This window comes from Lysobacter sp. CA199, assembly GCF_052078715.1.
In the GTDB taxonomy this organism is placed as follows: domain Bacteria; phylum Pseudomonadota; class Gammaproteobacteria; order Xanthomonadales; family Xanthomonadaceae; genus Lysobacter.
This window is the reverse complement of sequence record NZ_JBQJIL010000003.1, coordinates 238,657-255,152: the sequence shown is the minus strand read 5'-3', so window position 1 is coordinate 255,152 and position 16,496 is coordinate 238,657. Positions and strand designations below refer to the sequence as shown.

Here is a 16,496-nt window from a genome sequence, read left to right as displayed (position 1 = left end):
GCGCGCAGTGTAGCCCAGCCGGCGGCGGGCGACAAGCCTTTCGGGGCGATCCATACGGGCCGCGGTGGTGGCGGCCTTGCCGGCAGAACGGCTCGAATCCGCGTCGCGGGCCGCTCAGGTCCTGAACCCGGCATCCTTGAGCTTGCGCAGTTGGTCGCGCGCCGACGCGGCTTGCTCGAACTCCAGGTCGCGGGCGTGCTGGTACATCTGCTGCTCGAGTTGCTTGATCTTGGCGGCGAACTGGGACGGGCTGAGCGCAGCGTACTCGGCGGCCTCCTCGGCGACCTTGCGCGCCTTGCCGCGGGCCTTGAGCGCCTCCGGATCGACCCGCGCGCCTTCCATGATGTCGACCACGGCCTTGGCCACCGATTTCGGGGTGATGCCGTGCTCCAGGTTGTACTCGACCTGCTTCTGCCGGCGCCGGTCGGTCTCATCGATCGCGCGCTGCATCGAGTTGGTGATGCGATCGGCGTAGAGGATCGCCCTGCCGCGCAGATTGCGCGCGGCGCGGCCGATGGTCTGGATCAGCGAACCAGTCGAACGCAGGAAGCCTTCCTTGTCGGCGTCGAGAATCGCCACCAGCGACACCTCGGGCATATCCAGGCCTTCGCGCAGCAGATTGATGCCCACCAGCACGTCGAACTTGCCCAGGCGCAGGTCGCGGATGATCTCCACCCGCTCCACCGTCTCGATGTCCGAATGCAGGTAGCGCACCTTGACCCCGTGCTCGCCGAGGTACTCGGTGAGGTTCTCGGACATCCGCTTGGTCAGGGTGGTGATCAGCACGCGGTCGCCCATCGCCACGCGCTTGTGGATCTCGCCGAGCACGTCGTCGACCTGGGTCCCGACCGGGCGGATCTCGACCATCGGGTCGATCAGGCCAGTCGGGCGCACCACCAGTTCGGTGATTTGTCCTTCCGACTTGCGCAGCTCGTACGGCCCCGGCGTGGCCGAGACGTAGATCGCGCGCGGCGAGCGACCCTCCCATTCCTCGAAGCGCAACGGCCGGTTGTCCAGCGCGGACGGCATGCGGAAACCGAACTCGACCAGGGTTTCCTTACGCGAGCGGTCGCCTTTGTACATCGCGCCGATCTGCGGAATGGTGACGTGGGATTCGTCGACCACCAGCAAGGCATCGGGCGGCAGGTAATCGAACAGGCACGGCGGCGGCTCGCCGGGCATGTGTCCGCTCAGATGCCGCGAGTAGTTCTCGATGCCGTTGCAGTACCCGACCTCGGCCAGCATCTCCAGATCGAACTGGGTGCGCTGCGCCAGGCGCTGCGCCTCGACCAGCTTGTTCTGGGCGTAGAGCTGCTCCAGGCGCTCGCGCAGCTCTTGTTTGATCGTTTCGATCGCATCGAGCACGGTGCGGCGCGTGGTGACGTAATGCGAGCCCGGATAGATGGTGTAGCGCGGAACCTTCTCCAGGGTTTCGCCGGTCAGCGGATCGAACAGGGTCAGGTTCTCGATCTCGCCGTCGAACAGCTCGATGCGTAGCGCCTGCGAGTCGCTTTCGGCCGGATGCACATCGATGACCTCGCCGCGCACCCGATAGGTCGCGCGGCGCAGCTCGGTGTCGTTGCGGTCGTACTGCATCTCGGTCAGGCGCCGGATCAACTCGCGCTGGTCGATCCGCTCGCCGCGGACCATGTGCAGGACCATGCGGAAGTATTCGTTCGGATCGCCCAGGCCGTAGATCGCCGACACCGTGCACACGATCAGCGCGTCGCGGCGCTCGAGCAGGGCCTTGGTCGCCGACAACCGCATCTGCTCGATGTGCTCGTTGACCGAGCTGTCCTTCTCGATGAAGGTGTCGCTCGAAGGCACGTAGGCCTCGGGCTGGTAGTAGTCATAATAGCTGACGAAATACTCGACCGCGTTATGCGGGAAGAACGCCTTGAACTCGCCGTACAGCTGCGCCGCCAGGGTCTTGTTCGGCGCCATGACCAGGGTCGGCTTCTGCACCGCCTGAACCACGTTGGCGATGGTGTAGGTCTTGCCCGAGCCGGTGACGCCGAGCAGGGTCTGCTGGGCCAGGCCGCTCTGGAAGCCCTCGATGAGCTTGGTGATCGCCTGCGGCTGGTCGCCGGCGGGCGAATACGGCGAGACCAGCTTGAATTCGCCGGAAGGCAAAGTTTCGTTCATGGAAACGGGACCTGGCTGAAACGGGGCTAGCGATGGAAATATGGGCGGAGGCAGCCGATTGCTACCCTAGCGCATCGCGAGTCCGAAGGTACCGTCCCGACCGTTCATGCCGGTCCGCATAAGAATCGGGCGCCACGTTGGGCGCCCGACTCGATCGGCATTATCTCCCCCAACATTCCTCGGGGGTTACCGGCGTCTTGTTACCCAATTGGTCGATCGACAAGGTGCCGCATTTGTCCTTGACCTGATCGGTGGACGACAGCGGCGTGGCCTCGATGGTGAACTCCCGGGTGGTCGGGTCGCTTTTGAAAGCCAACGCGTAGAACTGGGTGCCCTTCTTCGGGGAACGATCGAAACCCCAGATCTCTTTCAGGGTTTTCCCGGAATACTGGTTGTTGGCGGTGTAGTGACGCTCCATCGCCTGCACGGCTTCGACCAGATCGGCCTTGGCCTGACCGCGACGACCCTTGCGAACGCTGTCCTGATAGCTGGGAATCGCGATGGCGGCAAGAATGCCGACTACCGTCACGGCGATCATCAACTCGATCAATGTGAAGCCCGACTGGACGCTGGGCGATGCCTTGGAGGCGCGACGAATGTTCATGGATCCCTCGGTTAGCGAAGCTGACGCCACGACTGGCGACCGCACGGGCGTGGCAGGTACTGAGGATCAGCACCGGGCACTTGCAAGATGATCGAGCACTGGTTCTGCAGCACTTTCTGCAACTCCGCCTCGGTCGCACCAGCAGCCATCGGTGGCGGACGTCCGGTGGTCAGCAATCCGATTTCGTTGACCACGCCGGTGCCGCCGGTGTTCAAGCGCATGCCGGCCGTCCCGGTCTTGAGCTTGGTTCCGTCGGCCGAGCCCAACCGCACCTGATCGAGTTCGGCCCCGCCGCTGAGCGCATTCAAGCCGTACTCGATGTTGTTGCCGTCCGTGGCGCAGCTGACCGAGGTCGAGCTCGACACCGTCGGCGTGTAGGTCACCAAGTACAACGTGCCGTTCTGCAGGCGCGGATAGCCGACGAAGCGTTCGCCGACCGAGGCGCTCGAACCGTTCATCGCCGTGTCCACCACCAAGTCCACATACCAGCCGCGCTTGAGCGCGTTGATGCTCTTGGTGGTCGCGCTGCGAAGCCCATTGGCCTCGCCGGTAATGAACTGCCGCTCCAGCGTGTCCTCGCGTTTGCCGATCTGGGTGCCGTCGATATCGACGATGCCGTAAATCGACTGCATCGTCTTGTCTTCCGGATCGGTGGTGAAGGAGAAGCTGCCGGTGCCGAAGTAGATCATCGAACCGCCGCCCGCCGAGGTGACCTGCAATCCGCCGGTGATGGGCTGACGATTGCCGCTCTTGTCTGTGGCGGTGAACAACGGCTTGCCGCCTGCGCCCACGCTCATATCGCGCAGATCGAAGCGCCAGATGTTGCCGGTCTGGTCCCCGGCGTACACCGTATCGGCCAGGCCATCGCGGCCGGGCTTGGCATTCGCTCCGACTCCCGATCCCTGCCACTTGTCGACGGCAACCAGGTTGGCCAGGCCGTTCTTCTTGCCGGCCGGGGCCGTAGCCGCCGCTTCCACTGCGGGAATGGTGGAGACCGCGCCGCTGCTCATATCGACCACGAACAGCGCCGCCTGACCGGAAATGCTGCCGAACCCGTTGCCGAAGATCGCCTTCCACTTGACCGTGGTGCCATCCATCACCGGAACGATGACCGGGCGGCCGAGCACATTGCCGATGCGATCGCCGATCTTCTTGCCGCTGGCATCGGTCGCGGTGACCTTGTCGTCGACCTCCCACAGCAGGGCTGGGGAACCGCCCTGGTCCGTGACGTCGAGCGCGAACGCGCTGCGGCCGCCGGCGCCCGCGGTAGCGACCAAGGCCGTCTTCCAAGCGGTGCCGTCGTGCATGTCCGACACGGCGATCGGTCCGTCGACATAATAACGGTGGTCGAAGACCTGACTCTTGTAGGCAACGTCGTAGCGGAACAACAGATTGCCCATGTGATCCAAAGAGGCCGCCGGAATGTAACCGAATGTCTCATCGCCGGAGGTGCCGTGGAAGCCGTGCAGCATACCGTCGTTGGCGCCGACGTAGACCATATCGGCCTTGCCTGTGCGCTTGCTCTCCAGGTAGGCCGCATAATCCAGCTTATCGGCCTTGCTTTCGACGACTAGCGAACGATAGCCGTAATCGTCGCCCGGAGCCGAGACCACGGGCGTGGAGTTGACGATATCGCCGAGCAACGTGGTGCGCTTGCGGAAGAAGCCGACATCGCCGGAGGTTTCCTGCGAACGGTCGCCGCGCAAGTAGTCGATCATTTGCGCACCGGTAGCCACCGCGTCCGCGCCGTTCTTCAAGCGCGCACGAATGTCCAGAGTGCCGTCGGGATCCGAGCAAGTGGCCAGCGCCCCCGAGCACAGACGGTTGTAAGTCGCCGTATCGTCGCCGAGCGCGGTGGCATTGAGTGGAGCGACGGTGGGTTTGGCGGTGCCGTTTGAGGTAGCGAAGCGGATCGAACGCGTGGTGTGCTGATTCTCCAATCGCGTCGCCGCATCCCACTTCTCGGTCAACGCGATCTTACCGGTCAGCAAGTTGTACTCGACCTTGCTGGCAACGAGATTGCTGTACCAGTCGGTGCCGTTGTTGGCGGAGGTGTACTTAGGCACCACACTGAACGTATTGCTACCGATGCGAGCACCCGTCAAACCCAACGAACCGGACGGGGTATTGCCGCCGCCGACGGAGGAGATCACCCGCCGCATCGCCGCGGTGACGTCGTTGGGCGTTTTGGCGTTGATGTAATCGCCGCGGGTATTGATGGTCGCGTGCCAGATTTCGTCGACCGTGGTGCCGTCGTCCACCGTTCGCGGATCGGCGTAGTCGTTCCAGTTCGGCGCGTCCTTGTATGGATCGCGGGTCATCGCGGCATTCACGCTGTAAATATTGCCTTTCGCGCCCAGAGTGATGCCATAGAAATTCATGTGCAGATCACTGACGCAGTCGGCGCGCTTATCGGCCGGCTTCGCTTTGCACGCTTCCTCCGGGAACGGCACCTGACCCGCGCCCTTCGCCGGGAATCCGCCACCAGTACGCAGCGGCACACCATCGCCGCTGTAGTACTTGGTCGCGATGTCGGCGATCGTATTGCTGTACTGATCCGCAAAAGGCGCCTCGAGATCTTTGTCGGCGTTGCCGACATCGGTCGGGCCCGTATCGGAGTTGGTCGCACCGTCGGTGAACAGCATGCCGCCGTTCTTCTGGCAGGCCTTGATGACGGGCGCGTTGCCGCCCGTGCGTACGAACTGAGCGCCAAGATGCGCAACGGCATCGCGGTTCGGCGTGCCGCCGATTTTTTCGTCTGGATCGGGCGGATTCAAGCTCTTGAGACTGGCGTACAACGCCTGGCGATCGGCGTCGTTGCCCTCGGCCGTCTTGCGCATCGTGACGTTGGTGCGCTTGTTGATCGTGAAATAACCGACGCGCAGATTGCCGACGCTGCTGTCCATCGCCTCGGTCATCGCGCCGACCATCGCAAGCGTGCGGTTGCGATGGTATTGGAACCAGTTAGCGAAATTGTCTACTGCATTCTGATAGCCCGAGTCGAAATTCCCGGACTTGATCTCGTACTTATAAAGCACGACTTTCTTAACCGTGTCGTCTACCTGATACGGAATCTCGACCGTGACGATCTTATCGGACTTGAAACCATAGCCGTCCGGCAATTTCACACCGTTGCCGGTGAGATAGAAAACGGCCGGAAAGTACTTGAAACTCATGTCGCACCACGTCTGCCCCATATCCAGGACGAGATCGTTCTCCGCTACCGTGACCCACTCGCCGAACGTATTGGCGGTTCCGCAGCCGTTGCCGGCCCGATACGTTGTGCCGATCGGGAAGATCATGCCGTTGCGCACTCGATAGAGCTCGGTCGTCACCGCACGCGGATTCTCGCTCTCCAGGTTGTACTTAACCCCGTTGGGAGTATCGAAAAGCCCCCCGGTCCGAGGATCGGCGCGCGTGTCTTTGGCGACAGCCGCGGGCATGCGACTGCCATCGTAATTCTTCCACGGGCTGTACGTGATCGAGGGATTGAAATAACTCCCATTGATATCGGGCGAGCGCGCGAAGCCTAACGTATCGATCGGAGGGATCGCTCGACCAGCCGAGTAGTACTGTCTATAGCTCGTATGCGGGTACAGAAAGAGATAGCAATCGTTGTTGTCGTTGTTGCAGCTGTCGCCGATCCTGTCCAACTGCCCGGCGTCGTTGAAGAAACTGTTGGTATCGGTATTCCACTGCATGCGCCCGTCGCCGCCCGGAAACAGGCGTTCGAAGGTCATCGAGTTGGAATCGTCCACCGCCATGATGAAAGCCGGCGTGACCTTGTTCTGCACGTTCATCGGCACCTGCGACAAGGTGCCCTCGCCTTGCACGGCGTTGGAATACAGCCAGTAGCCGCCCGCGCCCAGCGCGAGCGCAACGGTGGCGGATAGCAGATAAGCGCGTTGGGAGGCCATGATGGTTCCCTCAAGGAATGAAGATGGTGTCGATCACGGCGTCGGAGCTGGGATTGCTCGCGCTGGAACGATCGGTGGCGTAGGCCGTGATCTGGAAGATCAGGTTGGTGTTCTCGGTCACCGGTCCGGTGCCCATCGCGGTGCTGCTGTTGCCGGCCACGCACTCGTCGATGCGACGGGTATGGCTGGGCTTGGGCGTGGGCTTGACGAAGCTCATCTGTGCCGCCCAGTTGGTCGGATCGAAGGCGTTGGTGCAGAACGGCTCGTCGACGACCAGACTCTCCTTGCCGCCGCTGTTAACCTGCCGGTCGAGGTCCAGCTCGCGCTCGCGCGTGAGCGCTTCGACGTTCTGCAAGGCCATGTTGGTGGAGCGGTAGTTGGACGACATACGCTCCTGCAAACCGGTCACCTGCAATGCGGCGACACCGATCAACGACAGCAGGATCAGCATCATCAACGCCACGTACAGCGCGGCGCCGCGCTGCTTGGCGGGGGAGTGGAAGCCGGAAATCTTCGTGCGAGGACGCGGGCGATTCATCGGATCATCCTCAGTTGCCGAACAGGCGGTTACGCAATGCGATGTTGGTTTCATAGGTGCTGCGATAACGGCTGTCGGCCGGCAGCGTCACCTTGGTCCCCAGCACGAACGTATCGGTCTCGCGCTTGGGCGAAGCGGCTCGATCCGGGCTGCGCACCAGCACGCCGACCTTGACCGCGCCGACCCGGTGCCAGCTGTTCTGTGCGCCGTCGACCAGCTTGATGTCCGACGCGGTTTCGCTGCTGTTGATGTAACCGGTAGGCCGCGAACTTGCCGCCATCACGCTGTCCTGGCCGTAGAGCAGCTGCAGGTTCTCGACGCCGGGAACCAGCTCATCGAAATCCCGGACGATCGCAGTTTGTTTCGGTCCAACATTGAAGCGCATCCGATACAGGGAAGGCGTGTTTGTTTTGGCATTGATACCGACGTAGTAGGCGACAGACTCGGCGCGGTACAGGCGCGCCTGGGCCGAATCGTAGCTGTCGGCGATATTGAACGGACTTTGGTTGATCTCGCCGGCGGCGGCAACGACATTTAACTTCGTGGTGACAGGGCCATCAATTTTTTCGGAGACGTGAAACATCGTTACCGAGCGACAGTCCGCGATGCCGTACAGTCCCGGAGGGGGCGTCGGTGCTGTCTTCATCCCTTTGTTCATCGCCGTCAGCTGTTTGGTATCGACCGTAATGCTGCCCGGCGCGCTCGGCCCGCCTATTGCGAACGAGGTGACCTCCGCACTATCCGGCGTCAGGAAACGCAGGACGACGATATCGCTGCCGCGCACCGGGGCAGGCGGATTACCTGCCGAACCGTTGCTCTGCAGCATCAAAGGCAAAGCCGGCGACCAATCGCCGGCGGCGCCGGCCGTAGGCGTTTCGCCCACGATCACCGTGTTGCCGGGCGCGGTATTGGCGGCCTCGTACCCTTGGATCGAGAAGTCGAAACGCAGCGCGTCTTTATAGTTGCCGCCTGAAACCGTGGTGTAGTCGGCGCGATTGCTCAGAAACAATTCGCCGAATGCATTGTTGGCGTTGGCCTGGAAATGAGCCTGATCGCTGACGCAACCGAAATGCCCGGCCAGGCGCAGATCGCGCTGCAGATACTCCATCGCGAAGCGCCCGTTCTCCTGGGTGCGCGAGAGTCCCTGCGCCAGCAGGTAGGAAGTTTTCGAGGCGGAGAATATCTCCACCAGACCGAGCACCAGCAGCGCACCGATCACCAGCGCCACCATCAACTCGATCAATGACACGCCCTTCTGCTTAAGCATGCTCACAGCTTGCTCTCCACTACGAATTCGGTACCGGTGCCATCCACGCGCCAACGCTTGTCGTCGGCCCAGTTGATGGTGATCGTCACGGACTTGAGCTCTTTGTCGCCGCCCACCACCACATTGGCCTTGGCGCCGGTGCCCAATTGTTGATGCAACTTGCAAGCGAATTCGGCTTTCTGAGCGACCGGATTCCAGGCATCACTGGTACTGCATCCAGTCCCGGCGGCAGGCGCCGCCGCCGTGATCTCTCCACCGTAGTTCGAGGCCAACATGCGATTGGCGCGAATGTTGTCCATCAACTCATAGGCGAGATTGGTCGCGGTGGTGCGGCTGTTCGCACTCTGCGCCAGGCGCAAATTCGTCGTCTGCAACATGGCCAAGCCCAGCAACCCCAGCCCGAGCACGAGCAGGCTGATCAAGACCTCGATCAACGAGAAGCCGGCCACCTTGGATGCACGCGCAGGTCCGCGACCACGCCGGAACGGGCGAGATTTCATGAACACACTCCCTTCTCGATGGTGACCTGCCCCACGACGCTCACGGTCAATTCGCGCTTGTTGGGGCTACCGGCCTTGCAGGCCTGGGCGGTCACCGTAAATGTCCGCGTTGTCTGGTCGTCGACCCGGCCGCGCGAGTCGAACTTGATCGCCGCCGTTCCGCTGGTCTGGGCGAAATCCACGCCCTTGGTCGGCTCCACCTTGCGCCGCGTTTCGCCCGCGTCCCATGCCAGATTGCCGTTGTCGTCGGTCCACACCGTCAAGCCGTCGGCCCATGCGGTGCCACATTTGTCGTCGGTCTTGCTGCGCGGACAGACGCTGGAGGTCGTTTTGCTGCGGATCGCTTCGGTGCGGGCGTAAGCGAAGGTCGCCATCGTCAGATTGGCCGCGGCGCTGACCCGGTTGGATCGCATCGCTTCACTGAAGGAAGGTACCGCCAAGGCCGCCAGGATTCCGACCAGTCCGATCGTGACTAAGAGTTCGATCAACGTGAAACCCGCGCTGCGCTTTACAAGGGAGCGCGGGTTCGATGTGGGGGCCAATGCCCGACGCAAAGCCATGAGCGTTTCTCTTCCCCAGAGGACGATCAGGATGCTAACAGTCGGAATTACCTAGAAAAGGTGCCATACCGACGAGCGGTCGGGCGGAGTTGGCCAGTGGTTTTGTGCCTCGGAATAGTCCGACAGGCGTCACGCCTTAGTCCTACCAGCGGTCGCGGTGTCGTCCGCTTCCCGCGCGGCCGCGCGCGGCGGAAGCTATGCCCGCCCCTCAGCCAAGGAATGGCGTATGCGAGTCAGAGGTCTGGATCCGTTCGAATTCATCATCGCGGTGCTGCTGGCCAGTTTGCTCAGCGTGCTGGCCTGCGCCGCCCTGGGTGCCACTACCCGCAGCGCCCACGCCGAACTGGTGCGCATCGGCCTGGACGGTCTGTTTGCCCAGGCCAGCCGCCATGCGGCCGCAAGCGGCATTCCGGTGGTACTGTGCCCGGTCAGCGGCGGCTACCGCTGCACCGGTGGCAACGACTGGAGTCGCGGCTGGATCGGCTTCGCCGATCGCAACGGCAACCGCCAGTACGACGACAGCGATGAACTTCTGCGCCGCGACCTGCCCCTACCCGATGGCCTGCGCCTGTGCGCTCTCGCCGGCCGCAGCCAGATCCGCTTCGAGCCGCGCTCGGGCCAGATGGTCGGCGGCAGCTTCGTGCTCTGCGACCTGCGCTGCCCCGATGAAGCGGTCGCATTGAAACCGTCCAACCAAGCCCGACTGCGCCTGGAAGCGGCGACTGCAACCGCCGCGCGACTATGTCCGCTGGAATGAACGCGCGCGGCGGACGTCGGCGACGGCGTGTCAGCACCGGATTCGAATCGGCACGCGTCAAACCTGAAGTGGACAGACGCAGACGACGCTGTCGGTGCGCTCAACGGCGCTCACACATGAGCCGGAGCGGCGCCACGCACTCGTTCATCAAACTCGGACTGCAGTGCGCCGACGCGCTGGGCGGGCCAAATAAAGAAACTTCGGACAAAAAGAAAGGCCTCGCATTTCTGCGAGGCCTTCCGGTATTTGGCGCCCGAAGTTGGACTCGAACCAACGACCCCCTGATTAACAGTCTCGGCTACTAAGCTTAATAATCAATGAGTTATCAAGCTAAAATTTGCCGACTGGCGCTCGGGAAACGCCTGCACTTCTAGGGCCATTGGCGCCATTTTGCCGGTCGTGAGAGCTACGCCACGCCGCCACTTGATCACCGGCCCGAATCGTAGTTAACTGGCAGTGAACTACAAGAAGAGCCCTGCCATGCAAGACATAAAAATTGACGATGATGTGTGGGCCTTCCTGCGCTCGAGGGTCCGCGACTTCAATGAGAGCCCGAACCACGTTCTTCGCAGGGAACTTGGCCTGGATAAGGTCGACAGGCCGTCAGCCCGAGTTGGTCACTCACCTACAAAGGTTCCGGAGCTGCCAATGGCCGCTCCCGCTGCCCTAAGACAGATCGCCCATGTTGTTGCCCTGGTGGTCTGTGAAGGCGCCGATCGTTCGGACGCAACCCGCCGTGTTGCAGCACATCATCGCGTGGCGCGAGAAACGGTCGCTGACAAGTATGGGCGGCAGCTTGGACTTACCACGCAGCAGTTCGATGCCGTGCTTAAAGAAAGGGATCTCGGCGAGTTGCGGAACCTGCTGACGCTGAAATTTCCCGGCCACGACGTGGCAATCACCGCAGTGATTCAAGCGATCCAGGCCAGTCGCTACGAAAGGAAAAGCGATGAATCCTGATTCCTTGCAAACAATTTTGGATCGTTGCCGAGTGTCCAGGGGACACAACGATCGAATGAGGTCTTTGATGCCATCGGACAAAGCACCCTCCTTACGCACAAATTTTGCTCGGTGCGCGATAGACCTTGCGCTTGAACACCACTCTGCCCTCGTTCGCGTCGTAGCGGCTGGTGAATACGGAACTGGCGGAGCGCTGCTGCGGCCGATTCTCGAGGCTTCAACAGCAGGCTATTGGTTCATCTATGTCGCCACCTGTACTGAAATCCAAGCATTACCGACAACATCTATAGACAACCCTTCGGCAGACATTCCGGGACTAGGCGAGATGATCAAATCCCTCATTCCGATCTTTCCGCAGATTCAGAAGATGTCTGATGGCTTTAAGGCCGGCGGGACTGCTAAATGGCTGCACAAGTACACACACGGCAGCACTCCCCAGCTCACCCGACGAGGAGCTACCGGCTGGACGGAAGACGAAGTCATGTTGACTCTAATCCGGAGCGACATGTTCTCGGATTTGGCCGCGTGCCTGGAAACCGCGATAGCGCCCAATGCGGCTCTCTCGGAGTACGCGTTTAGCTATAGAGACGAACTGGGATTTGAGTTGCAGACAAGATTCGCGACAGACCCTATCCCGCAACAGCCGAACAGCCTTCCTGTCGCACCACTTCTTGGGGATGGGTGTGGCCCAGCATTTTCGTGAGCAGCGCCAGCTATAGCGCGTGCGTCCGCAGAACGGAGCCAAGCTATCCGACTCAATCAAGGAGCCTAAGTCCAATCACCAAGAAGAACCCTTGATACGGCTCACTCTTGTTAGTGATGAGACCACGGAGACAAATCGATTTTTGCCGGAATTTTGCCGGTTTCAAGCAACAAAAAAGGCCTGCGGAAACCGCAAGCCTTTGATGTATTTGGCGCCCGAAGTTGGACTCGAACCAACGACCCCCTGATTAACAGTCTCGGCTACTAAGCTTAAAAATCAATAGGTTGCGCGGCATGAATTTGCCGGTTCGTGACTGGAACACACCTGACGTTACAGGGCTATCGGCGTCATTTTGCCGGCCCTCAGAGGCCCCCAAGGGGGGCGCCGGCCGGCGATCACGCGCAGCCTGACGCTACGCAATAGATAAAGATAAGGTGTCGTCCGCCGCACTTGGAACTGCCCACAGCACCCGGCCCGAGCGGCCCCGCACGCGGTCGAGGTAGCACCTGCTGCCCCCGCAGCTCGACCAGGGCGGGGCGCCGTAGGCAGCGACCAGGGCGCCCATTCGTCGGGCTCCATTCCTCATCGACCAGGGCAGTGCCGGCGACGCCACCCTGCCGCGCTACCATCGCGCTATGTGGCTCTGTATCCGCTGCCAAGCTCAACTAGCGGCCGACGACGCCGAACCGAACCTCGATAGCTTCGGTCTGTACTTCATGTGCCCGTATTGCGGTCGACGAAATCGACTCCGCAGCCTTGGGCATGACAAAGACGGGCTGCTCGTTCTTGAGCAAATTGACGAACCCGAGTGACGGCGGAGTTCTCCCTTTCAGATGAAGGGGGCGAGGTACGCGGCAGCGGCGGCTAGTCTGCGGTGCATTCCGCGTTCGCCCACAACACAGGCCCGTCAATCTTCGCCCCCGTGATGCGCCAGAAGCCCGAGCGACCCCGCACGCGGTCGAGGTAGCACCCGCCATCGTCCCCTCGCAGTTCCACCAGGGCGCGGCGGCGCACGCAGCGGCCTGGGTCGCCCCATTCGTCGGACTCCCACTCCTCATCGACCAGGGCGGTGCCGGCGACGCCGTGCGCAGGATCGGCGCCACGGGGGCCGCGTGGCGCGATCACGACCCGGTATCGAACAAGACAGGAAGGCATGGCGCCATCGTAGCCGCTCGCGTCTTACAGCTTGAGATTGTGCAGACTTTGGCCGGAGCTATAGGGGTCTAGAATATTTGGGGCACCATCGGAAAACGGTAACATCGGTAACGCGGACTCAGAACCGATACTTTTCCTAACATTTACAAAGGCTTACAAGGATGGACGGCGGTAACCATTAGGGTAACTAGAAGGTAATTAGTTACCTCTATATATAGGTAATCTCTTGGCCTTAGCGCCTCCTTAAAAATCAATCACTTACGCATTGATTACCGGCCGGGTTACCGAAAATTACCGCTCTGCGGTAACCTGAAAACCTGTTTTATATCAGACGCTTATGAGCGAAAAACGCCCCTTTTCGATGAGGTTACCGTTTTCCGATGCCCCCCCCTTGCCTGGGGAAACGCCGCGATTTCCGCTCATCCCATCGACCGATCAAGCGTGCCCCGCCGCAGTCCCGAAAAACCGCCTTGCGTGCGTCTATTCGCGTCGAAAAAGTGCCACCGCCGAACGCAGCTAGCGCCATTGCGGGCGGGGCTCCAGGCCGGCTCGACGATTTGAGTCGAAAGGGGCACAAGTAGCGGGAAGGCGTGGCGGGGTCTCGACCGCGCGCCGGCACGGGTCGGTGCGACTTTCAGCACATAAACAGTCCGTTGAGTGCAGCCCTCACTCTCGCGTAGGAAAGTCCTATGCCCGCGGCGCACCGCATGGGCGATACTTGCCGAAAATCCAGGACGGACACCTAGCAGTATTTAGGGTGAACTAAGCGACCTGTCTCACCTGTTGCGATGAGGTTCGATTATGATGGAGATGTTTCGCGCGAGGGCGCATAACAGCCGAGGGCGCATAACAGCGTCGACATCGCGAAATGCAAGCCAATGTTGAGCGACCATAGATTCAAGCCACATGTGGATGCAGAGCCACTGGGCATCGGGCAATAGCCCTCACAAGGAGAAAGTGAAATATTGCGAGCTTTATCATTCTCAGCTTAGCGGTCGGATTCGGCGCGTCCACGCGGCCTCAAGCCAAATGCTGATGATATGACGGCGGCATTACAATCCATCCAAAGAACTCGTGAAGTTGAAGGCGTTGATCCGGGCAAATCATCGCTGCCCCTGGGACTCAACGCCAAGATAATGAATAGGGGCTAGACACCCAATCGAGCATTTGCGCGTCGACAGTGCAGGCATTAGACTCCGATTGCTGGCACCGAGCGTGTGGCAATCAGCCTATAGATAAAGACCCTCACAAGGAGAAAAGTGGAATGTGGCGAACCCTAGTCTTAATTAGCATATTAGCGGGATCTAACGCTCATGCTCAAGATGCTGAGCCCAAAAAAGGGTCCTTGTCAGAAATCAGGCGCGCGGACGCCGGAGTGCGAGAGCAAAGTCGCATTCAAGCTCTTTCTCGACGAGGGCTCTCGGCTAACTATCGGCAGTTGCTGGGGGCGGGCAAAGTGCCCACCACCATGAAAGGACAAAGCGCTCCGTCAAATGCGGAGCAGGCGGAAGCAGCTTCTCGTATAGCGGCGATTAATCTGGCTGGCTTGGGATTCTCGGCATCCGATGTAAAGGTTTATCGTGAGCGCAAACTTGACTTGTTTGATATGGCCTATAGGTTGTTTCAAGACGTCAACTCAACCCCAACAGAGCACCTGCTACTTGCAGATACCGTTGTCATAGCTACGGCCCATGAAGTTGACGAGAAAAAGACTCGAGTCGATGGCTTCCTATCCGCAACGCCATTCACCGTGGTGAGGTCGCTAAAAGGATCACGCGCTGCTGGCGATACTGTATTTATTCCACGCAAATCAGGCCCGTTGCCGGACCATATTTATAAGCGTGTATCTTCCGATATTGAGGTAACGCCAGGAAAGAAATACTTACTAGTGTTGTCTAGGAATTGGTATGAGCAAAGAGTTGCCGAGACCGCAAAGCAGGCGGAAAGTAGCTTTAATGCCATTCCGCAACTGGTTTATGAGATTTCCGATAACGGCGCTTTACTCCCAGGCCCTCGCGCAACTTTATCTGGCGAAACCCCGAGGGACATTCGATCAGTTGAAGCTGATTTGCAAAGTTTATCGGGATTGAGCAGCGCGGGGGGCCGTGCTAGTGAAATTTAATGCCGCCCGAATGACGCTAGCAGTTGTATTAATGGCCTGGGCCAATCTAATTTATGCAACGCCGCCGCCCTTTTTACTGAAATGGAAGGTAGATTCCATCAGGGTTGGACTGGGGAGATCTATTCCAATTAGCTGCGAATTTCCCACCGTTGCGGCGAGCAACGCCTGGAACGGAGTCGGCGCAAATTTCTATTTTGTGTTTGACAACAGCGCCCATCCCCGGGTCGCCGAACAAACCAGAGATTTCGATAGCAAGAACGTTACCATCGAAGATGGCGTCATGACGAGTGCAACTGCAATCATGGAAACGATTCGTTACGAAAGCACATTATCTGGCGCACTCATAAATGCGGACATTTATGCGGACCGCGATCGCTTAAGCGGTTTCGCGCCAGGAAAAGCGAAGCTAAACTGCTACACATTGGACACTCTGCCTGCGGATAAGATTGACTGGCAGAGTACAATACTTCACGAGCTTGGGCACGCATTGGGGTTTGAACATACCCCCGACGAACCCACCTGTTCGATGTACGGCGAACTCAAACCCGGCGAGAATAGGCGCAACTTGTGCGAAGTTGAGAAGCAGGCATTTATTGCCGGCTACAAGATGCGCTTTAACATTGTAAGCATTCCGCACGCCGAAGGGCCGCAGAATGTCGATGTGCCGGTAAATATTATTTATGATGGCAATCCAAAATTCCCTTTAAAGAGGAACACAGTATCTATTGAATGCCCAAACGGATGGTCATGCCCAACTTCCACTGGGGCTTACTCCAGCAACACTCCGTCCCCGTTGACATTTCGCTTGAAGTGCACCCCCTCGGACACAGTGCCTACGGCTACATTTCGCTGGCGAACAACATTGACCGAGGCCAATGGATTCGTAACCAATGCGATCGAACACACAACCAAGTGTATAAGTCCCGAGGGAGCGCGGAGGAAAAACTCCAGCTACGCGCCAAGCACCATCAATAGAGTTGTCATTAATAATTGATGCGCTAACTGAGTTGGCCGGCCGGATTGTTGCCATGAGTCGGCCCCAACGTCGAAGTAAGCAAAGTCGTGCAGAGAAGATAAGAAGGGCGTCTTACGGCGCCCTTCTTCTGTAATGACACGCCAATAAGATCGAGGCTGTCACGAATTGCGTATGAATTCAGCAAGCGCATGTTGGACCTGGTATGGGTCGTAAGGAAGCGCCAGCCCCCTTCGGCATAGATGATCGGAAATCAACCAAAGAAAGGGCCGCGATTGGGGCTCTTTCTACAATC

At 59.9% G+C, this 16,496-nt stretch carries 12 protein-coding genes; 5 read left to right on the top strand and 7 right to left on the bottom strand.

The genetic code is table 11. The annotated features are described in order from the left end of the window. Positions 1-114 precede the first annotated feature (114 nt). The 7 genes from uvrB to ACTOWJ_RS05670 form a co-directional block, all read right to left on the bottom strand. Positions 115-2,145, bottom strand: coding sequence for an excinuclease ABC subunit UvrB (gene uvrB / locus ACTOWJ_RS05700; RefSeq protein ID WP_441333634.1), 2,031 nt, complete (start codon positions 2,143-2,145; stop codon positions 115-117). Between the two features lie 160 nt (positions 2,146-2,305). Then, positions 2,306-2,749 (bottom strand): type IV pilin protein, encoded by a 444-nt coding sequence (locus ACTOWJ_RS05695; protein WP_441333633.1) that lies wholly within the window; start codon positions 2,747-2,749, stop codon positions 2,306-2,308. Between the two features lie 11 nt (positions 2,750-2,760). After that, positions 2,761-6,666, bottom strand: coding sequence for a pilus assembly protein (locus ACTOWJ_RS05690; RefSeq protein WP_441333632.1), 3,906 nt, complete (start codon positions 6,664-6,666; stop codon positions 2,761-2,763). Positions 6,667-6,676: 10 nt separating this feature from the next. Then, complete coding sequence (locus tag ACTOWJ_RS05685; protein WP_441333631.1) at positions 6,677-7,204, bottom strand: pilus assembly PilX family protein; 528 nt, start codon at positions 7,202-7,204, stop codon at positions 6,677-6,679. Positions 7,205-7,214: 10 nt separating this feature from the next. Continuing rightward, positions 7,215-8,471: a PilW family protein gene (locus ACTOWJ_RS05680; RefSeq protein WP_441333630.1), complete on the bottom strand. Its 1,257-nt coding sequence runs from the start codon at positions 8,469-8,471 to the stop codon at positions 7,215-7,217. 2 nt (positions 8,472-8,473) lie between these two features. Continuing rightward, a complete protein-coding gene (gene pilV, locus ACTOWJ_RS05675; protein WP_441333629.1) occupies positions 8,474-8,971 on the bottom strand; it encodes a type IV pilus modification protein PilV in 498 nt (165 codons plus the stop codon). Next, a complete protein-coding gene (locus ACTOWJ_RS05670) occupies positions 8,968-9,531 on the bottom strand; it encodes a GspH/FimT family pseudopilin (protein ID WP_441333628.1) in 564 nt (187 codons plus the stop codon). The genes pilV and ACTOWJ_RS05670 overlap by 4 nt, the downstream gene beginning before the upstream one ends. A 226-nt stretch (positions 9,532-9,757) precedes the next feature. On the opposite strand from ACTOWJ_RS05670, the gene ACTOWJ_RS05665 reads away from it, so the two are divergent. The 5 genes from ACTOWJ_RS05665 to ACTOWJ_RS05645 all read left to right on the top strand — a co-directional run bounded on the left by ACTOWJ_RS05665 (position 9,758) and on the right by ACTOWJ_RS05645 (position 16,222). Continuing rightward, the gene (locus tag ACTOWJ_RS05665; RefSeq protein ID WP_441333627.1) at positions 9,758-10,288 is read left to right on the top strand and encodes a GspH/FimT family protein; all 531 of its coding nucleotides are present in this window, start codon (positions 9,758-9,760) and stop codon (positions 10,286-10,288) included. Between the two features lie 648 nt (positions 10,289-10,936). Further along, positions 10,937-11,248 carry a hypothetical protein gene (locus tag ACTOWJ_RS05660; protein ID WP_441333626.1) on the top strand — a complete coding sequence of 104 codons (312 nt, stop codon included), beginning with the start codon at positions 10,937-10,939 and terminating at the stop codon, positions 11,246-11,248. Then, complete coding sequence (locus ACTOWJ_RS05655) at positions 11,238-11,951, top strand: DUF6988 family protein (RefSeq protein ID WP_441333625.1); 714 nt, start codon at positions 11,238-11,240, stop codon at positions 11,949-11,951. Before ACTOWJ_RS05660 ends, ACTOWJ_RS05655 begins: the two co-directional genes overlap by 11 nt. Positions 11,952-14,574: 2,623 nt before the next feature. After that, positions 14,575-15,228 (top strand): hypothetical protein, encoded by a 654-nt coding sequence (locus ACTOWJ_RS05650; protein ID WP_441333624.1) that lies wholly within the window; start codon positions 14,575-14,577, stop codon positions 15,226-15,228. A gap of 31 nt (positions 15,229-15,259) precedes the next feature. Continuing rightward, a complete protein-coding gene (locus ACTOWJ_RS05645; RefSeq protein ID WP_441333623.1) occupies positions 15,260-16,222 on the top strand; it encodes a hypothetical protein in 963 nt (320 codons plus the stop codon). The last annotated feature ends 274 nt before the right edge of the window (positions 16,223-16,496 follow it).

Coding starts and splice junctions, on each gene's coding strand:
- uvrB (WP_441333634.1), bottom strand. CDS start 2,145: ATGAACGAAACTTTGCCTTCCGGCGAATTCAAGCTGGTCTCGCCGTAT.
- ACTOWJ_RS05695 (WP_441333633.1), bottom strand. CDS start 2,749: ATGAACATTCGTCGCGCCTCCAAGGCATCGCCCAGCGTCCAGTCGGGC.
- ACTOWJ_RS05690 (WP_441333632.1), bottom strand. CDS start 6,666: ATGGCCTCCCAACGCGCTTATCTGCTATCCGCCACCGTTGCGCTCGCG.
- ACTOWJ_RS05685 (WP_441333631.1), bottom strand. CDS start 7,204: ATGAATCGCCCGCGTCCTCGCACGAAGATTTCCGGCTTCCACTCCCCC.
- ACTOWJ_RS05680 (WP_441333630.1), bottom strand. CDS start 8,471: ATGCTTAAGCAGAAGGGCGTGTCATTGATCGAGTTGATGGTGGCGCTG.
- pilV (WP_441333629.1), bottom strand. CDS start 8,971: ATGAAATCTCGCCCGTTCCGGCGTGGTCGCGGACCTGCGCGTGCATCC.
- ACTOWJ_RS05670 (WP_441333628.1), bottom strand. CDS start 9,531: ATGGCTTTGCGTCGGGCATTGGCCCCCACATCGAACCCGCGCTCCCTT.
- ACTOWJ_RS05665 (WP_441333627.1), top strand. CDS start 9,758: ATGCGAGTCAGAGGTCTGGATCCGTTCGAATTCATCATCGCGGTGCTG.
- ACTOWJ_RS05660 (WP_441333626.1), top strand. CDS start 10,937: ATGGCCGCTCCCGCTGCCCTAAGACAGATCGCCCATGTTGTTGCCCTG.
- ACTOWJ_RS05655 (WP_441333625.1), top strand. CDS start 11,238: ATGAATCCTGATTCCTTGCAAACAATTTTGGATCGTTGCCGAGTGTCC.
- ACTOWJ_RS05650 (WP_441333624.1), top strand. CDS start 14,575: ATGAAAGGACAAAGCGCTCCGTCAAATGCGGAGCAGGCGGAAGCAGCT.
- ACTOWJ_RS05645 (WP_441333623.1), top strand. CDS start 15,260: ATGGCCTGGGCCAATCTAATTTATGCAACGCCGCCGCCCTTTTTACTG.